Below are 17,477 nucleotides of genomic sequence, written 5' to 3'. Positions count from 1 at the left end.
AGCAGCAGGTCCAATTGAGAGCCACCCCGCAGACAACTGCTGTTTTAGTGCCTGCCAATGTCACCTCGACGCAATTGAACGGCAAGAAATACAAGGCAGTTCGCAAAAATCCGTTGCAGGTCAATGTCCTTTGCCATCACATACGCTCATGACGCAGCCAGTGATACAGTCGGACCGTGACGCCAACGGCGTTTACCTGCGTGTTTCGGGTGATCTGGTGACTCAATCCCTGGACACGGTCGAAAAGGCGTTTGAAGGGTTTCGCGCTGACAGTAACGAACTAACTGTCGATCTTTCGAAGGTCGGAGCACTGGATACCGGTGGCGCATGGCTGATTGCCGATGTTGCACGGCGCGCAAAGGCAAGTGGCGCGACCGTACATTATGAAGGGCTAAAGCCCGCCCATTCCGCGCTTTTGGAAACCGTGGCGGAAAACATACCGGATGACCCCGGCGTGGCGGCAGAACGCCGCAGCTTCACTGATTGGGTCGCCAGCGTCGGGGAACGCACAGCGCAAGCTGGTAAAGACATGCTTTCCCTGCTGGGCTTCCTGGGTCTGACGCTGCATCGCCTTGTCCGTACAATTCTAATGCCGCGCCGTCTGCGCAAAGCGGCCTTGGTCTCGCAAATGGAAGAGACCGGACTCAAGGCCATCCCGATCGTTGCCCTTATGGGGTTCCTGATCGGCGTCGTACTGGCCTTTCAGGGCGCGACCCAGCTAAAGCAGTTCGGCGCCGAGATTTTCGTGGTCGAACTGATTTCGATCTCAGTTTTGCGTGAGCTCGGCATTTTGCTGACAGCGATCATCGTTGCTGGGCGTTCAGGCTCGGCTTTTACCGCCTCGATTGGCTCGATGAAGGTTCAGGAAGAGATCGACGCAATGCGCACATTGGGTTTGGACCCAATCGAGGTGTTGGTGATCCCGCGTGTTGTTGCCCTGTTGATCATGCTGCCGATCCTTGGCTTCATCGCCGACCTTGCCGCCCTGATCGGCGGCGGATTGATGAGTTGGATTGATCTGGGTGTCAGCCCCGGTATGTTCGTCACACGCCTGAAAGAGAACACCGGTATTTGGCAATTCGCAATTGGCATGATCAAGGCCCCCTTCTTTGCTTTGGTCATCGGCGTAATTGCTTGTTGGCAGGCCATGCAGGTCAAGGGGTCTGCCCAATCCGTCGGGCAACGAACCACGGCTTCGGTTGTGCAATCCATCTTTCTGGTGATCGCTTTGGATGCTTTGTTCTCGATCTTCTTTTCGGTGATGGAGGTCTGAGGTGGACGGCACGATGCTTGAACAGACATCTAATACCGACGCTCAACGCGAAGCGGTTATCCGCGTTCGCAATCTTACAAACCAGTTCGGGCCTCAAGTTGTACATCAGAATCTGAATCTGGATGTGTGGCGTGGTGAAGTTCTGGGGATCGTCGGTGGATCGGGAACCGGCAAATCGGTTCTGCTGCGCACGATTGTCGGCCTGAACAGACCCGCGGCGGGCAGCATTGAGGTGCTGGGTGTCGACGTATTGAATGGCCCGGAACAGGAACGCCGCCGGATTGAGCGTCGCTGGGGCGTTGCCTTTCAGGATGGGGCATTGTTTTCCTCGCTGACGGTCTTGCAGAACGTGATGGCTCCGCTGCGCGAACATACAGGGCTGAGCGAAAGCCTGATGTGCGCACTTGGTAACCTGAAGATCAGCCTTGTCGGTTTGCCGCAACTGAGTTGCGGGAAATTGCCTTCCGAATTGTCCGGCGGGATGCGCAAACGCGCCGCCCTTGCCCGCGCCTTGGCTTTGGACCCCGAGATCGTATTTCTGGACGAGCCAACCGCCGGCCTCGACCCGATCGGCGCAGCTGCGTATGACGAGTTGATCGGTGAATTGCAGCATGCTTTAGGCTTGACCGTCTTTATGGTCACACATGACCTGGATAGTCTTTATGCCATTTGCGATAGGGTCGCAGTGCTCGCAGAAAAACGGGTTCTGGTTGAAGGTCCGATTGAAGAAATGACCAAAGTCGACCATCCTTGGGTTCAAGAGTATTTCACCGGCCCCCGGGCCCGCGCGGCGCAAGAGAAGGGGCAGGACAGGTAAAGGCTATGGAAACCCGGGCAAACTATATCCTGATTGGCGCGTTCACAATCGCGGGCATCCTTGGTGCCTTCGGGTTTTTCCTATGGCTCGCGAAATTTGAGGTGTCGCGCCAATACGCATATTACGACGTATTGTTCGAAAACGTATCGGGCCTCTCCTCCGCAGGTGGCGTAAGTTTCAATGGCTTGCCCGTTGGTCAAGTGATCTCGTTGAACCTGGACGAGGACGATCCGTCAAAGGTGCGCGTTAAGCTTGAAGTAGATGCCGACATACCCGTCACCGAAGATACCATCGCGCAGCTACAATCTCTGGGTGTCACAGGCGTAAGTTATGTTGAGCTGACGGGTGGCAAGAGCGGTGACAAACCCTTGCCGGAAAACAGCGTAATCAAAAGCAAGCGCAGCGCGATTCAATCCTTGTTCGAAGGTGCCCCGAAAGTTTTGGATGAGGCGGTTACCCTGCTTGAGAGTCTGAATTCGGTCGTTGACGACAAGAACCGCAAATCCGTCAGCGAAATATTGGACAACCTGGCTTCTGCATCCGGTAGGCTGGACAAAACGCTGACAGATTTCGAAAGCTTGTCCACCGACCTTGGCGGCGCAGCCAAGCAACTGGGCAACTTTACAACGCGGCTTGATAAATTGGCCGACACAGCCGAAACCACTCTGACGACAGGGACAGACACACTCAAAAGCGTAAAAACTGCATCCGAGTCCGCAACGGAAACACTGAACAGCGCCAAGACAACAATTGAATCGGCCGATCGCATAATACAGGACGACGTGAAACCATTTATCGATCGAGCCTCAACATTGGCAGAACGCCTGACCGGCCTGTCCGACGAAGGCAGCGTTGCCTTGGCGACCGCGACCGAGACCTTTGTGAATGCAAACAAAACACTGGGGTCGATCACGGCAGCGATGGATACAGCAAACACCACATTAGCTTCTGCAGAACGCGCTTTTGACTCGGCCAATGAGGTCATCAACAAGGACGTTGGCGCAGTCATGGATGATATCCGCAATGCGGCCAATCAGGTCGCCTCGACAGTGTCTAATGTCACAAGCAAGCTGGACGAGATTTCGGCCGATATCCTCAACGCATCGCGATCGGCGTCCGAGTTGCTGGGCACCATCGACGGTATCGTCCAGGACAATCGACGGCAATTGTCCGACTTCCTCCGCGTCGGCCTGCCGCAATTCACACGTTTCATAGAAGAGTCGCAACGACTGGTGATCAGCCTGGATCGGCTGGTGGACAAAGTCGAACGTGACCCGGCACGCTTCTTACTGGGAACCCAAGCTTCGGAGTTTCGCCAATGATCAGGCTGTTTCTTTTAGTTCTGGTGTTGACGTCGCTGGGCGCGTGCACCGGGTTGGACACGCTGAGGCAGGCATCCAAGCCAAACGACCTGTATCTTTTAACGCCGAAAAGCACCTTTTCGTCTTCGTTGCCGCGCGTCCAGAAACAAATCGTTGTACAGGAACCGACAGCAACGGCGGCGGTTAATACCGATCAGATCGCTATTCAGCCAACACCATTGCAGGTGCAATACCTACCGCGTGCCAGATGGGTCGACCGTGCACCGCTTATCGTACAGGCGCTGTTGGTCGAAAGCTATGAAAACAGCGGCAAGGTGGCCGCTGTTGGTCGCTCAACCGTGGGCCTGCGCGCCGATTATGTCATCGTTCCGGACCTGCGCGAATTTCAGGGGTTCGTCGTCAGTGATGTCGAAGGGACAAAAACCATCCGCGTCGAAGTGCGCATGAACATCAAGATCATCGATGAGTTCGAAGACAAGATCATCGCGTCCAGTTCATTTCGGGAAGTTGTTGCCTCTACCAGCGATGCGACGCCTGATCTTGTAAGAGCCTTTGATGATGCTTTGGGCAAGACCATGCGCGACGCCGTAGAGTGGAGCGTGCGCCGGATCAACACACATGCGGCCAACAACCAAAGATCGTATTGACGGGACACGGGCGCTGCCCAACGCAGCGCCCCATTGCCCGCTGTTACCGTGACAACGTTTGCGCAAGCCGCATGAGCGTGGCAGCTTCGGCCCTGTACCCAAAGGGATCTTCACCACGCGCAGCGTTTGCCAATCCGATCGCATCGTCGTAAGACCAGTTCCCCAGATACTCTGCACCGCGCAATAACTGCCCGAATCCGGCGATGGCATAGGAAAAGCGGACATCGTCTGTAGCATCGCCCTGCGTCGCCGCAATGGCCTGTTCGATCAACTGACTCTGGTCAGATCCCGGCATTTTGTAACGCAGCTTGAAAAACCCGATCTCATCCGAACCATCGCGCACCGCTTGGGCACCATAGCGCAACGGGTCGTTCAGGATGGCGTCTGAACCAACGGGCGTGACCTCGTAAATCGCCGTGACCGAGTGGCCTGCTCCAATATCACCGGCGTCAACTTTGTCATTGGTGAAATCTTCCCGACGCAACGCGCGCGTCTCGTATCCGATAAGGCGATATTCGGCGATTTGTGACGGGTTGAACTCAACCTGGATTTTGACGTCGTTTGCGATTGGGAACAATGCGCCGGTCAACTGGTCGACCAGGACTTTTTGCGCCTCGCTCAGCGTGTCGATATACGCGGCCTGTCCGTTTCCGTTCTGGGCAAGTGCCTGCATCGTGGCATCGTCCAGATTACCCCGACCAAAACCCAAAACACTCAGAAACGTACCGCTGTCACGTTTATTTGCTATAAAGTCTTTCAGCGCATCAGGATCAGAAAAGCCAACATTAAAGTCGCCATCCGTTGCCAGGATGACGCGCGTAACCTCGTCGTCGGCGCTCATGCTTTCGGCTACCTGATATGCCTGTTGCAACCCGGCCTGACCTGCGGTCGAACCGCCTGCCTCCAACTGGTCGAGCGCGCCGAGGATTTTGTCACGTTCCACGGCCGCGGTGGGTTCCAGAACCTGCCCTGCGCTACCGGCATAAGTCACGATCGAGACCTCGTCCTCATCTCGCAGCTCCGATAACATCAAACGGAACGATTGTTTTAACAGTGGTAGTTTGTTGGCATCATGCATCGATCCCGAGGTATCGATCAGAAAGACCAGATTAAGCGGCGGTCGGTCCTCAATCTGCGGCAATGCCCCTTGGATACCGACATGCACAAGCTGAGTACCCTCATTCCAAGGCGTCGGTGTTACTGTGATCGTCGGCCGGAACGGCGCGTCCCCTTCTGGTGCGGGATACGAGTAAGGAAAATAATTTACCATCTCTTCGACACGGACGGCATCCTTGGGTGGAAGCTGACCGCGCATAAGAGAGGACCGGACGATCGAATAGGAGGCCGTATCGACGTCAATTGAAAAGGTGGAAACAGGCTCTTCATTGGTGACTTTCAGAGGATTGGCTTCAGCGTTTGAAAACGCCTCGGTATCCGGGAAGGGCAGAATTCCCACCTCTGGTTCAACCATCATATGAGTGGCATCGCCCGAAGTGATGCCAAGTCGCGCAGTGTTTTCAGCAACCAAGCCCGAAACGCCTTGCTGAGGGGCGGCCGCTTTGGATCGCACGGGCGCGGCATACTCTTCAACTACGACCGGGGCCTCAACGACGAGATCTTCCAATGCGGCAGAATCTGCTTCGGGTGCGGGCGCAGGGCTTTCACTGCGCGATAGGGGCTGCACAACGATGTCGCGGGACTGCGGCACGAACATGATCAGCGCAACGGCGGCAATTGCGGTTGTGGCGGTCAGGGCGCCGCGATGAGACAAGGCATTCAACATGGATTTCGCTCCTTCTGTCATGCGGGCCATTGGGCCTCGCTTAACAGTCGGACGCACCGCAGCATGCGATCCTTGGCTGAGTGCAAATTTTTTCTGAGCCAATTTCAAGTTTTTCGCCCGCCGTTCGGCATCTGGTGCCGGCGTCGCGACATCCATCAAGGCTTTGAAGTCATCAAGATCATCGGTCATTGTGCCAATTCCTCTTGTCGCAGGGCGCGCAGACGTTTGCGAATGTCGGACATGCGCCAGGACACGGTGCCTTCGGACACGCCCAGAACTGCAGCAGCTTCGGCGTGTGTCATTTCATCCTCTAATGTCAGGGCCAGAGTGTCTTGCAATTCGGGTGGCAGAGACCGCATGGCGCGCTTCAACCAATCCAATGCTTGGGCCGTCTCGGTCGCTTCTGCCCGTCGCAATTGCTCCACATCACCCCACCCTGCGGCAGCGCGACTGTGACTTGCCTGGCGACGCCGGGCGTCCTCGGCCGCGTTGACGACAACGCGATAAAGCCAGGTCGTGAACTTGGCCTGCGCCCGGAAGCCCGCGATTTTGGTGGGCAACGCCGCACAGATGTCCTGTGTCAGATCCTCGGCCTGATCAGCCCGTCCGGTCAGACGAAAAGCCAGACGAAAGACCCGGTCGTAATGGCGCTGCAACAGGGTCGCAAACGCGTCAACGTCCCCGTCCGCAGCGGCCCTGGCCAAGTCTTCATCCGATGTTTTCATACGCATCACACTGAGTATGACGGATCGAAATCGTCAATCCTTGGCGAAATAGCCAAAAAAAATTAAAAGCGGTCCGCCGAGGCAAATTTCCAATCGGCCGCGTAGTCGGACGGTATTGCGTCTGTCAACAAAACGCCTTCGTCGATAAGGGTATATAGTTCGGCATAAGACCGTTCCCGCTCGTCTGCCGTGCGGCGGCGGATATCTATCGGGTGAAGGTCTGACACTTTGTCTTTGCCCATAGCGCCCAAAAGTTCGCGGAAGCTTTCCAATGTCGCATCGTGAAAGCGGTGCACGCGCTGGCGTTTTTGTGGAACATTGACCGCCCTGCCCCGTATCGGGTCCTGAGTGGCAACGCCGGACGGGCAGCGGTTCGTATTGCAATGCAGCGCCTGAATGCATCCTACGGCAAACATCATCGCGCGCGCCGCGTTGCACATATCTGCCCCCAGCGCGAATTTTTCGACCATATCGTAGCCGGTGGCTACCTTACCCGAACAGATGATCCGGATCTTGTCGCGTAAACCCACACCACGCAGGCAGTTGTTGACGAAAATCAGCGCCTCGTTCAGCGGCATGCCCAACCGGTTGGTGAATTCGACCGGGGCAGCACCGGTACCGCCTTCGGCACCGTCAATTGTGATGAAGTCCGGCAGGATTTCTGTTTCCAGCATCGCCTTGCAAATCGCCATAAACTCGGACGGTCTACCAATACACAGCTTGAACCCGATTGGTTTGCCGCCAGACATTTCCCGCAGATGCTGCACAAAATGGATCAGACCGTTCGGGCCTTCGAAGGCAGAGTGGATAGGCGGAGATATCACGTCCTGATGTTCGGGCACGCCACGGATTTCGGCGATCTCCTGATCCACCTTTGCGGCAGGCAACACACCGCCATGCGATGGTTTGGCCCCCTGCGACAGCTTGATTTCAATCGCTTTGACAACGTCCTTTTTTGCCTTTTCGGCAAACAGGTCCTTGTCAAAACCACCCTCGGGCGTGCGGCAGCCGAAATAGCCTGTTCCGATCTGCCAAATGATGTCGCCACCCTCGGCCAGATGGTGCGGGGACAGGCCGCCCTCACCCGTGTTATGCGCAAATCCGCCGTCCTTGGCCCCGCCGTTCAGTGCCCGGATCGCATTGGCGCTGAGCGCCCCAAAGCTCATGGCAGAGACGTTCAGCCGCGACGCACTATATGGCTGCGTGCATTGCGGCCCACCCAGCATGATCCGTTCTTCGCTTTCATCCACATGCTTGGGCGCAAGCGAGTGGTTGGCACGATGATATCCGACTGAGAGGACGTCGTATTGCGTACCAAATGCCTGCGTATCCACCTGTCCCTTGGCGCGCGAGTAGACCAGCGAGCGTACGATCCTGTTGAAAGGGCGACCGCTTTCGTTGGTTTCCACAAAATACTGCCGGATTTCCGGGCTGACGAATTCCAGCATGTACCGGAAATGCCCCAGGACCGGATAGTTGTTCAGCACGTTGTGTTTGGTCGTCAGCATGTCGTAAAGGCCGATCACGGCATATGGAATGAGCACCACCAGCAACCAATGGGCGGGCGGCCAGAAAAAACCCCACAACAGGGTCAGCGGCAGACACACATATGCAATGAAGTAATAGAGTCTGCGTACAATCATTCGTGCTCTCCCAAGGTCGCGTGCTTTCCAGCCTGCTGTAGCAGGCGAGGTGTTCGGCAAACGTGGGCCAAATCGCTGTTAGATTGCAAGCGATTGTGCCCGCCTTCACGTAATCGGGCGAAGATGTGAAATATGGCGCGGACATTGGTCACGGTTGATCCGGGCAACGTCAGCTATTATGCCCGAAGAAACGGGATAGAGGCAGGACGGCAGGCTGTGACACAGAAACGAACGCATGTTCGGACCACGGCATTGATGTTCGGAGCCGTGTTCATTGGTGGCGCAGTTGGGTCGCTGCTGCGCGAGTTGTTCTCGGTGAGCATGCCGCATGCCGGATTTCTGACGCAGACCTTTGGCATCAATATAGTGGCCTGCTTCATACTGGGGTGGCTGTATTCGGTGCGAAACCGCGTCCATGCCCATGTTCTGCATCTTGGCGCAGTCGGCTTTTGTGGTGGCCTGTCGACCTTTTCCTCGTTTGTTTCCGAATTGGAGCGGTTGGCCTTGTCTAACATCTGGGTTGCGGCTTCGGCCGCCGCGTTGGAAATCGCGGCGGGACTGGCAGCCGCCATTTTGGGTGAGGCTATCGGAAGGCGCTTTCATCCACCGAGGGCGACTGAATGAACGAATTGTTCCTGCACGCCATGTTCGGATTGGGCGGCGGTTTAGGGGCCGTTTTTCGCCACTGGATCGCACTGCGGATTGTTCATGACCTGCCGTTTTCGACCCTGATTGTAAACGTTCTGGGTAGCATGCTGCTGGGGTTGTGGATCGGCTATCTTGGCGGATCAATAGAGATGGGCGAAGAACAAAAACGCCTGGTCTTTGGTTTTTGCGGCGGCTTCACGACGTTTTCCAGCTTTGCCTATCAGTCGCTGGAACTCAGACGCGAACGAACCATCGCGCTGGCGGCGGCCAATGTATTGCTCAGCCTGGGTCTTTGCTGGATGGCGCTGGCATTTGGCTTGTTCCTGATGCGTTAATGTGCAGGCACTGACTCCTGCGTTCCAGGTTTAGGTGCTTTGCAAAAGAACAGCAGCGGAATGGTCGCCAAAGCCAAAAGCCCCAGATTGTTGAAGACGGTTAGATATGAAATCAGTTCAGCCTGCTGCGCGATCTCCTGCCCCAGAATGGCGGCCCCCTGCGCACTGTCCGGTGTCAGGTTCAGTGGCGCAAGATAGGCTTGGGCGGCGGGGTTATAAGGCGTCACGTTTTGGCTGAGAACTGCAGTGTTTGTTTGAAGGCCCCGAACGACCCAAGTTCCGACCAAGGAAATTCCGACTGATGATCCAAGCTGACGGGTCACATTGAACAGGCCGGATGCCTCGTCCTGCCGCGACTTGGAGATGCTTTCAAACGCCAATATCGACATCGGCACAAACACCAGCCCCATTCCCAGACCGCTTACCGCCCCTGGCCAGGCAAGCTCCCAAAATCCAGCATCCATGTTGAGCGCCCCCATCATGAAATTGCTGACAGCCGTCAAAAGCATACCCAGCCCGGCCAGAACACGCGGATCGAACCGCGTGACCAGAACAGCGCCGGTCAGGACCATCGACAGCCCGGCGGCGACCCCTCGCGGGATAAACAAATGGCCCGATGTGATGACTGGATAGTCCAGCAAGTTCTGAACGAAAGTCGGCAGGATCGCGATACCTCCGAACAGCGAAATGGCAAATCCGGCGATAACCAGATTGCACAGCGCGAAATTGCGATCCGCGAAAAACCGCAAATCGACAACCGGCTTTTCCGTGGTCAGCACGTGAATGATGAACCCAAACGCACCCAAAATCGACGCGATGAGGGCAACCTGAATGACACGCGATGACAACCAGTCCTTGGTCTCTCCCTGATCCAGAACAAATTGCAGGCAGCCTATGCCAATGGCCAGAAGGGCAAGACCTTTCCAATCGATGCGAACCTCTTCGGTTTCGTCGTCTGGCAACTCTCCGGCCAACAAAAGTAACGCCATCGCGGCTACCGGCAGGTTCACGAAAAATACCATCCGCCAAGAGAAATACTCGGTCAGGATCGCCCCCACTGTTGGTCCCAACACCGGGGCCACGACGACTCCCAAACCGAAGACCGCCATCGCCTGCCCACGTTTTTCACGGGGATAGGCGTCGAATAGAATGGATTGGGACAACGGGATCAGAAACGCCCCGAACATGCCTTGGGCCAGGCGAAAGGCTACAATGGTCTCAAGGCTCCAGGACAGGCCACACATGACTGACATCGTCGCGAACCCGGTCACAGCGGTCAGGATCAGACGTCGACGGCCGACACGGCGGGCGACAAAGCCCGTCAGTGGCATGACCACAACGGCCGACACAATATAGCTGGTCAGTATCCACGTGGCCTGATCGGTTGTTGCGCCGAACGCCGCCTGAATATGGGGCAGCGCGACATTGACGATTGTACTGTCGAGCACCTCAAGAATAGCGCTGAGAACGACAGCAACCACAATCACCGGATTGATGTGGCCTGCTGCCGAGGATATCATTTTTGGGCCTGCGGTGTGGTATCCACGGTCACCTTGCTACTGCCACCCACGCGCAATGGGGCATCCGTAGGATCAAGTTCAACCCGCACCGGAAAGCGCCTCGTCACCTTGACCCAATTGCCGCTGGCATTCTCGGACGGCAGAAGCGAGAACGTATCCCCCGACCCCCGTCCGATTGACGCAACTTTGCCCGTCAGGGTGACGCCCGGCATCATGTCGATCTTTACCGTGACCTGCTGACCCGGACGAATTCGTGGCAGTGATGTCTCTTTGAAATTGGCGTCTACCCACCAATCAGACGACTCGACGATGGAAAACTGCGGCGCGTTAGCTGAAACCGACGATCCAGGTCTGAGTGTCAGGTTTGCGATCCACCCATCTGCCGATGCGAAAATCTTGGTCCAATTCTGATTGGCCTGCGCAATTTCCACTTGGGCTTGCGATGACAGAATATCATCCTGTTTTGCCGCTAGACCGCTTTGCAAGGCCAATAGAGCGGATTGGCTTGTGGTAAGCTGCGCCGCGGCGCGCGCAAATTCCGAACTGGTTTGATCCAGTGACGCCTGCGCCAAATCACCATCTGAAAACAGCGCCTTAGCACGTTCCAGATTGCTCTGAGCCGTATTGTAGGCCGACTGCGTGCTGTCGACCACCGCTTGTGCAGCCGCGATCTGCGTACCGTAAGACTGCGCCTGCTGCACCGCGCTGTCGAGGTTGGCCTTAGCCTGATCGACCGAAGCTTTGAATTGCGTATCGTCGATTGTGAACAGCAAGTCCCCAGTTTTGACCGGCTGGTTCTCAATCACAAGCACTTCGGCAACCTGACCGGTGACCTGTGGCGCCACGTAGATGATGTTCGCCCCCACATAGGCGTCATCGGTCGAAGGGTATCGTTCCTGATGGCGCCAGTACAACAGCAGCCCGACGGCAATTGCGCCCAAGATGACCACCGCGCCAACGACCTTAAGAGATTTCATGAACCAGCCCCCTTTATTTGGCTTGGCCGAACGTCACATTGGAAACGTGTGCATCCGAACCGCCAGATTACCCATGATCCAAACAGTTCCAAGAATGATGATCAGCAGCACCATCGTGGAAAACAGGATAAGGTCCAGATCTTCGCGGCTGCTGCGACGTCGGTCGATGTGCAGGAAATAAACCAGCTGTACGATCAGCTGAGCCAATCCGAGCAGGCTGATTGCAAGGTAAACGCCCTTTGTCTCAATGCCGAAACGGTAAGCGATTCCAAATACTGCAAAGGTCAACAATAACGACCCACCATAACCGATTACATAGCGGCGACGCTCGCGGCGATGCATTTCGCTGCGCTTATCCATAGGTCAGCCCTCCGAAATAAACGATAGTGATGATGCCAATCCAGATCAGGTCCAGAAAATGCCAGAACAGCGCCAGCCGTACCACGCGAGACATCAGCAAATCGGTAAGGCCAAAAATTCGTAGCTGAATACCCAGCACGATCAACCAAATGCACCCGGCCGTGACGTGCAGACCGTGCAAAGGCACCAGCCCATAGAATGCTGACAAAAACCCACTGCGCTGTGGGTTACCCCCCTTTTCGGCCATCGCCATGAAGTCGCGCATTTCCAGAACCAGAAAACTGAGACCAAGAACCAGTGTCACGAAGAACCAGAATACGATCCGCCACCGCGGAAGGTTGTATTTGAGCGCAAGCATCGCCAGACCCACGGTAAGACTGCTGGTCAAAAGGATCAGCGTCTGGGCAAAGACGCTTTTCAGGTCGAACAATTCGTGCGGCCCCGGTCCGCCGGCCTGTGCGTCGATCATCGTGATGTAGATCGCGAACATCAGCCCGAAATAGACCAGATCGCTCATCAAAAAGACCCAGAACCCGAAGGTAACGACTTCGCTAGCTTTGTCGGCACTTGCATGCCGCCGCCCAAGGTTCAGACCGGGGTAACTGTGGGTGGGCGCGCGTTTCATGTCACGGCCTCCAGATCAGGGCGGGCCAACCCGCGATTTTCCGGGGCAGTTTCGTGATCACGGTCAACGGGCGTAGAATTGTGCACCAGATCCAACCAGGCTTCGTGCTGCTTACGCACGTCGTCTGCCGGAATGACCCGCTCTGTTTCGGCCTTGAACGTCCATGCGATAAAGGTCGCGAGCATAAAGATTGTCATCAGCGCCGCCAGCCACCAGATCCACCAGACCAGCGCAAACATCCAAACCCCGCTGAGCACGCAGAGACTGAAGCCTATGCCAGTGTTCAGCGGAACCGAGATATCCTCATAGGCATCAGGCGACGGGTACGCGTTGCCGCGCTCTTTCGCGGCAGCAAAATCGTCCCGATCGGTCACATGGGGGATGATGGCAAAATTGTAGGAAGGCGGCGGGGCCGGGATCGACCATTCCAACGTATGCGCATCCCACGGATCACCGACCGGAACTCGTGCCTTTTCCCGATCACGGATACTAACCCACAGTTGCACGATCACCGACAGCAAAGCCGCCAATATGATCAGCGCGCCGACGACGGCAACGATCATGTACGGGTGGAAGCTCGGGTCCTCCCAACTGAATGACCTGCGTGGCATTCCCATCAGGCCGACAAAATACAGCGGCAGGAATGTCAGCATGAACCCGACGGTCCACAACGCAACCGAGACGCGGCCCCAGAATTCGTTCAGGCGGAACCCGAAAGCTTTGGGGAACCAATAATTGTATCCGGCAAGCAATCCGAACAGCACACCCGGCAACAGGACATTGTGGAAGTGGGCGACAAGAAATAGCGTGTTGTGGACCTGATAGTCCACTGTTGGGTTTGCGAGGATCACACCGGATAGCCCGCCGATGACAAACAACATTAAGAAAGACAACCCATAGAGCATTGGCACCGAAAACCGGATTCGCCCGCGGAACAAGGTAGCCATCCAGTCATAGACTTTCACGCCGGTCGGGATAGCAATCAGCATTGTCGCGATGCCAAACACGGCGTTGATCAGCGCGCTTTGACCCATGGTGAAGAAGTGGTGCAGCCAGACGGTGAATGACAACACCGCAATCGACATCGTAGCGATAACCAGAGAGTTGTAGCCATACAGGCGCTTGGCCGAGAACGTTGCGAAGACCTCAGAGTAGATACCGTAGGCCGGCAGAACCAGCAGATAGACTTCGGGATGACCAAACAGCCAGAACATATTGGCATAGTTCATCATGTTGCCGCCAAGGTCGTTGGTGAAAAAATGAAAGTCCAGATACCGGTCCGCTGCCAGCATCAGTGCGGCAACGCCTAGAGGCGGCATGGCAAAGACGATCAGGATTGAGCTGCAGATGATTGTCCAGCAATACATCGGCAGCCGCATGAATTTCATGCCAGGCGCGCGCAGCTTATAGATCGTGACAGCAAAATTGATGCCCGTCAGTGTGGTTCCGACACCAGAGACGACGATCGCCCAGATCCAGTAGTCAGGGCCAACACCGGGATTGAACGCCGCACCGGTATATGGCGGATATGCTGTCCAGCCGCCGGTCGAAAACTCGCCCACCACCAACGATACCATCAGCATCATCCCGGCTGAGACGGTCAGACCAAGGCTGATCTGGTTCATCACAGGAAAGGCCACATCGCGCGCCCCGATCATCAGCGGGATCAGGAAATTCGCCAGCCCAAACACAAACGGAACGGCGACGAAGAAGATCATGATCGTGCCATGGGTACTAAATAGTTCGGCGAAATGCTCGGCCTTAAGAAATCCATCGCCCGGACCGGCTGCCTGCTGCGCCCGCATTACCACGCCTTCCAAAACGCCGCGCGCAAGCATGACGATTGCAAAGACGATGTACATGATGCCGATCTTCTTGTGATCCGCACTGGTTAGCCAATCGCGCCACAATGGTCCCCAAAGGCGAAACCACGTTAATGATCCAACGACGACGATGACACCGACGATCACTATCGCAGCGGCAGTGTTGGCGACAATCTCGTTCGTATTGGGATTCTGAATAAGCCCTGTAATCGGAAACGCGTCCCAATTCAGGCGGCCGAAGAAGCCAGAACCATTGGTGGTCATTGCTGCGCCTCCTGCCCGAATTCCACCGTCCCCGGCTGCTGGTCGGCGGTCAGAGCATTGTTGCCGTGATACCGATGCACAATTGAATGAAACAGGTTGCTGTCCTCCAGCGTGAAATACAACGCGTTATCTGGCATTTGCGCGGTTCCCAACGCGGCTTGCACCTCGTCCCGGTCCGTCCGCATGGCCAAAATGCGATAGGTCTCGTCATTCAGCGCAATGCCGTTACTGCGCACCTTGTCGACCCATTCGTTGAATTCCTCGACGGACATGGCAACGGTTTGGAACTTCTGTTTGGTGAACCCGCGCCCGTTATACTGGGTGTTCTCCCCCTGCATTGTTGCAGCCACATCCGACACAACATGCAATTCCGTAGTCATACCGGGCATTGCATAAATTTGGCCTGCCAAAGCAGGGATCATGAAGGACTGCATCACAGTATCGGTCGTCAGTGTCATTGCGACCTGCTGTTTGACGGGGATGCCAAGCTCTCCGACGCTGGCGATGCCAAGATCGGGGTAGATGAACAGCCATTTCCAATCCAATCCGACGACCTGAACGTTCAGCGCGGGCATTTCGCCAAAGCGATCCGAATATGGGTCCAATCGGTGGGTCGCCTTCCACAGATAGAAAGATAGCAGCACGACAATCAGAACCGGCACGCCCCACATAACGAACTCCAACGGACCGGAGAAATCCCACTTGGGCCGGTATATGGCTCCGCCTTCTTTGCGCCGCCGATACCGAAAGGCAATCAGCGGCACCAGAACAAGAACCGGAACAACCGCCAACAGGATCAGGACAGTTGCGCGGAAAAGATGCACTTTTTGGACAGCGGCAATCGGACCTTGTGGGTCCATGAAACTGTCACTTGCACAGGCAGCTTGCGCCGTAGCAGAGAGAGCCGCGGCGACAATCACAACCTGCATCGCCTTTGGTGACATTCGGAATAGGGCCACGCCTGATTGTCCTCCTAAAGCAATCTCTCGCGCCAACTATCGGCAGACAAATGAAATTTCTCAAGGCTTTTTCCCAAATAGGTCGGTGCTCGGCCGCCGACCCTGATCAACGGTGGGAATAGGCGCAGACAAAACCACGGGAAAACCGCTGTTGACTTGCGGCTTTGACCAAGCCAGACCTTAAGCGATGCGATGGATCATGTTCGTCCTGGGTCTTTGGTGCCTGTCCACAAGTGCAACCGCGCAAGATCGTGCTGCGGTTGAAAGACAATTCCAGTCTTGGCTGCAAGACACCATCTGGCCAAAGGCCAAAGCCAAGGGCGTTTCCAGACGCACAATGCAACAGGCCTTTGACGGTGTGACGCTGAACTGGAAATTGCCGGATCTGGTGCCGCCAGGGCAACCGATCAAAACCCCGAAACGACAAAAACAGGCGGAATTTGGCTCTCCGGGGCGATATTTCAACGCGGGTTCCGTTCAGGGCGCAACATCTGTCGGACGACAGATGGCCCGGCGACACGCCGCAACCTTGGCGCGCGTCGAGGCCGAAACAGGCGTGCCCGCCCGCATCATTCTGGCCATCTGGGGTCGTGAGAGCGGCTATGGGCAAGTTCCCATTCGGCACAACACCTTCCAGGTGCTGGGCACCAAAGGGTTCATGAGTACCCGCGCTGACTATTTTACCAAAGAGCTGATCGCGGCGCTGCAAATCGCGGAAGCGGGCGATGCACCGCCGGGCACAATGAAAAGCAGCTGGGCGGGCGCTTTGGGCCAGCCGCAATTCATGCCCTCCAATTTTCTGACCTATGCGGCCGACGGAAACGCGGACGGAAAAGCTGACATTTGGACCTCAGCCGAAGATACAATTGCTTCTATCGGAAACTATCTGGCGCAGCATAGCTGGAGGACCGGGCGAGATTGGGGGTTCGAGGTCCTAGTTCCTGACACCATATCCTGCGCACTGGAAGGCCCTGACCAAGGCAGACCCATTCGGGACTGGGCCGAAATGGGAATTGCGCGTGTGTCAGGCAAGCCGTTTCCAAAACATGAACTGGCCGGAGACGGATATTTGATGATGCCCGCAGGGCGGAACGGCCCTGCCTTTGTCGTCACACCGAACTTCTATGTCCTCAAGGAATACAACAAAAGCGATCTTTATGCCTTGTTCGTTGGACACGTCGGAGACCGCATTCAATATGGCGTTGGCGATTTCACAGGACGCTGGGGCAAGGTGGGAAACTTGTACCGGTCTGACATAGCGTCCATGCAACGCACACTGGAACAACAAGGACACGACGTGGGCGGGGCAGATGGCCTACCGGGTTTCAAAACCCGCCGCTCGATCGGACGTTGGCAAGAATCGATCGGCCAGGCTCCGACCTGCTTTCCTGACGCGGGCATGAAGGCCAGCCTGAAACAGTAGCGATTCGCCCTGATCCAGAGCCCCCTCAGCTGTTTGACCCGACGGCAACAGCCAAACGAAAATCGTCGCCTTTCACGAAAATGTCACGAAGCCTCCGAGTTTCAACATAAAATTTCCGCTGCCCCCCCGTTTCCATTCACAATCCACCTCTGGTTGCCCAATTTTCAGGCAAAGGCTTTAACCTTTTTTGAAATAATGCCACGTTCGACCTCAGTGAAAGGCGACTTTTGCAAACACGTTCCCGACTGCAAACCGAAAGACTGCGACGCGGTGTTCATTGCGATCTGAAAAAGCAAAATTCGAACCAGTCCTGGTCTCTTTCTGGGTCGGACA

The 17,477-nt window shown here is 56.0% G+C and carries 16 protein-coding genes; 7 read left to right on the top strand and 9 right to left on the bottom strand.

Translation table 11 applies throughout. From position 1 onward, the window contains the following. Positions 1-148 precede the first annotated feature (148 nt). The 4 genes from AC2FLA_RS14900 to AC2FLA_RS14885 are packed head-to-tail and all read left to right on the top strand — an operon-like array spanning position 149 to position 4,059. A complete protein-coding gene (locus tag AC2FLA_RS14900; protein WP_496723179.1) occupies positions 149-1,273 on the top strand; it encodes an MlaE family lipid ABC transporter permease subunit in 1,125 nt (374 codons plus the stop codon). Between the two features lie 13 nt (positions 1,274-1,286). Further along, the gene (locus AC2FLA_RS14895) at positions 1,287-2,090 is read left to right on the top strand and encodes an ABC transporter ATP-binding protein (RefSeq protein WP_496723177.1); all 804 of its coding nucleotides are present in this window, start codon (positions 1,287-1,289) and stop codon (positions 2,088-2,090) included. 5 nt (positions 2,091-2,095) lie between these two features. Further along, positions 2,096-3,412, top strand: a complete 1,317-nt coding sequence (locus tag AC2FLA_RS14890; RefSeq protein WP_496723175.1) for an MlaD family protein — start codon at positions 2,096-2,098, stop codon at positions 3,410-3,412. Then, on the top strand, positions 3,409-4,059 hold the full coding sequence (locus AC2FLA_RS14885) for an ABC-type transport auxiliary lipoprotein family protein (RefSeq protein WP_496723173.1): 651 nt from the start codon (positions 3,409-3,411) through the stop codon (positions 4,057-4,059). Before AC2FLA_RS14890 ends, AC2FLA_RS14885 begins: the two co-directional genes overlap by 4 nt. A 43-nt stretch (positions 4,060-4,102) precedes the next feature. On the opposite strand, the gene AC2FLA_RS14880 is transcribed toward AC2FLA_RS14885, so the two are convergent. From AC2FLA_RS14880 to AC2FLA_RS14870, 3 genes are all read right to left on the bottom strand, one after another. Further along, complete coding sequence (locus tag AC2FLA_RS14880; protein ID WP_496723171.1) at positions 4,103-6,031, bottom strand: vWA domain-containing protein; 1,929 nt, start codon at positions 6,029-6,031, stop codon at positions 4,103-4,105. After that, a complete protein-coding gene (locus tag AC2FLA_RS14875) occupies positions 6,028-6,567 on the bottom strand; it encodes an RNA polymerase sigma factor (protein WP_496723223.1) in 540 nt (179 codons plus the stop codon). Before AC2FLA_RS14875 ends, AC2FLA_RS14880 begins: the two co-directional genes overlap by 4 nt. Before the next feature lie 62 nt (positions 6,568-6,629). After that, the gene (locus tag AC2FLA_RS14870; RefSeq protein ID WP_496723168.1) at positions 6,630-8,210 is read right to left on the bottom strand and encodes an FMN-binding glutamate synthase family protein; all 1,581 of its coding nucleotides are present in this window, start codon (positions 8,208-8,210) and stop codon (positions 6,630-6,632) included. 132 nt (positions 8,211-8,342) lie between these two features. Between AC2FLA_RS14870 and AC2FLA_RS14865 the strand changes: the two genes are divergently transcribed. Further along, a complete protein-coding gene (locus AC2FLA_RS14865) occupies positions 8,343-8,834 on the top strand; it encodes a FluC/FEX family fluoride channel (protein ID WP_496723167.1) in 492 nt (163 codons plus the stop codon). Next, on the top strand, positions 8,831-9,193 hold the full coding sequence (locus AC2FLA_RS14860; protein ID WP_496723165.1) for a fluoride efflux transporter FluC: 363 nt from the start codon (positions 8,831-8,833) through the stop codon (positions 9,191-9,193). Before AC2FLA_RS14865 ends, AC2FLA_RS14860 begins: the two co-directional genes overlap by 4 nt. Here AC2FLA_RS14860 and AC2FLA_RS14855 read toward each other — a convergent pair. The 6 genes from AC2FLA_RS14855 to AC2FLA_RS14830 are packed head-to-tail and all read right to left on the bottom strand — an operon-like array spanning position 9,190 to position 15,721. After that, complete coding sequence (locus AC2FLA_RS14855; protein ID WP_496723164.1) at positions 9,190-10,713, bottom strand: DHA2 family efflux MFS transporter permease subunit; 1,524 nt, start codon at positions 10,711-10,713, stop codon at positions 9,190-9,192. The two genes, AC2FLA_RS14860 and AC2FLA_RS14855, sit on opposite strands and share 4 nt — an antisense overlap. Continuing rightward, complete coding sequence (locus tag AC2FLA_RS14850) at positions 10,710-11,690, bottom strand: HlyD family secretion protein (protein ID WP_496723163.1); 981 nt, start codon at positions 11,688-11,690, stop codon at positions 10,710-10,712. Before AC2FLA_RS14850 ends, AC2FLA_RS14855 begins: the two co-directional genes overlap by 4 nt. Positions 11,691-11,723: 33 nt before the next feature. Continuing rightward, positions 11,724-12,050, bottom strand: coding sequence for a cytochrome o ubiquinol oxidase subunit IV (locus AC2FLA_RS14845; protein WP_058277205.1), 327 nt, complete (start codon positions 12,048-12,050; stop codon positions 11,724-11,726). Next, positions 12,043-12,675 carry a cytochrome c oxidase subunit 3 gene (locus AC2FLA_RS14840; protein ID WP_496723161.1) on the bottom strand — a complete coding sequence of 211 codons (633 nt, stop codon included), beginning with the start codon at positions 12,673-12,675 and terminating at the stop codon, positions 12,043-12,045. The genes AC2FLA_RS14845 and AC2FLA_RS14840 overlap by 8 nt, the downstream gene beginning before the upstream one ends. Next, the gene (locus AC2FLA_RS14835; protein WP_496723159.1) at positions 12,672-14,762 is read right to left on the bottom strand and encodes a cbb3-type cytochrome c oxidase subunit I; all 2,091 of its coding nucleotides are present in this window, start codon (positions 14,760-14,762) and stop codon (positions 12,672-12,674) included. Before AC2FLA_RS14835 ends, AC2FLA_RS14840 begins: the two co-directional genes overlap by 4 nt. Further along, on the bottom strand, positions 14,759-15,721 hold the full coding sequence (locus tag AC2FLA_RS14830) for a cytochrome ubiquinol oxidase subunit II (protein ID WP_496723157.1): 963 nt from the start codon (positions 15,719-15,721) through the stop codon (positions 14,759-14,761). Before AC2FLA_RS14830 ends, AC2FLA_RS14835 begins: the two co-directional genes overlap by 4 nt. A gap of 199 nt (positions 15,722-15,920) precedes the next feature. Here AC2FLA_RS14830 and AC2FLA_RS14825 point away from each other — a divergent pair, with 199 nt between their 5' ends. After that, entirely contained in the window at positions 15,921-17,144 is a 1,224-nt protein-coding gene (locus AC2FLA_RS14825) for a lytic murein transglycosylase (protein WP_496723155.1), read from the top strand. The last annotated feature ends 333 nt before the right edge of the window (positions 17,145-17,477 follow it).

Source organism: Ruegeria sp. CDSA033, from assembly GCF_059612305.1.
This window is presented reverse-complemented; position numbering and strand designations above follow the sequence as displayed.

What these genes read in the sequence shown, in the direction of transcription:
- AC2FLA_RS14900 (WP_496723179.1), top strand. Translation starts at nt 149, where the DNA reads ATGACGCAGCCAGTGATACAGTCGGACCGTGACGCCAACGGCGTTTAC.
- AC2FLA_RS14895 (WP_496723177.1), top strand. Translation starts at nt 1,287, where the DNA reads ATGCTTGAACAGACATCTAATACCGACGCTCAACGCGAAGCGGTTATC.
- AC2FLA_RS14890 (WP_496723175.1), top strand. Translation starts at nt 2,096, where the DNA reads ATGGAAACCCGGGCAAACTATATCCTGATTGGCGCGTTCACAATCGCG.
- AC2FLA_RS14885 (WP_496723173.1), top strand. Translation starts at nt 3,409, where the DNA reads ATGATCAGGCTGTTTCTTTTAGTTCTGGTGTTGACGTCGCTGGGCGCG.
- AC2FLA_RS14880 (WP_496723171.1), bottom strand. Translation starts at nt 6,031, where the DNA reads ATGACCGATGATCTTGATGACTTCAAAGCCTTGATGGATGTCGCGACG.
- AC2FLA_RS14875 (WP_496723223.1), bottom strand. Translation starts at nt 6,567, where the DNA reads ATGAAAACATCGGATGAAGACTTGGCCAGGGCCGCTGCGGACGGGGAC.
- AC2FLA_RS14870 (WP_496723168.1), bottom strand. Translation starts at nt 8,210, where the DNA reads ATGATTGTACGCAGACTCTATTACTTCATTGCATATGTGTGTCTGCCG.
- AC2FLA_RS14865 (WP_496723167.1), top strand. Translation starts at nt 8,343, where the DNA reads ATGGCGCGGACATTGGTCACGGTTGATCCGGGCAACGTCAGCTATTAT.
- AC2FLA_RS14860 (WP_496723165.1), top strand. Translation starts at nt 8,831, where the DNA reads ATGAACGAATTGTTCCTGCACGCCATGTTCGGATTGGGCGGCGGTTTA.
- AC2FLA_RS14855 (WP_496723164.1), bottom strand. Translation starts at nt 10,713, where the DNA reads ATGATATCCTCGGCAGCAGGCCACATCAATCCGGTGATTGTGGTTGCT.
- AC2FLA_RS14850 (WP_496723163.1), bottom strand. Translation starts at nt 11,690, where the DNA reads ATGAAATCTCTTAAGGTCGTTGGCGCGGTGGTCATCTTGGGCGCAATT.
- AC2FLA_RS14845 (WP_058277205.1), bottom strand. Translation starts at nt 12,050, where the DNA reads ATGGATAAGCGCAGCGAAATGCATCGCCGCGAGCGTCGCCGCTATGTA.
- AC2FLA_RS14840 (WP_496723161.1), bottom strand. Translation starts at nt 12,675, where the DNA reads ATGAAACGCGCGCCCACCCACAGTTACCCCGGTCTGAACCTTGGGCGG.
- AC2FLA_RS14835 (WP_496723159.1), bottom strand. Translation starts at nt 14,762, where the DNA reads ATGACCACCAATGGTTCTGGCTTCTTCGGCCGCCTGAATTGGGACGCG.
- AC2FLA_RS14825 (WP_496723155.1), top strand. Translation starts at nt 15,921, where the DNA reads ATGTTCGTCCTGGGTCTTTGGTGCCTGTCCACAAGTGCAACCGCGCAA.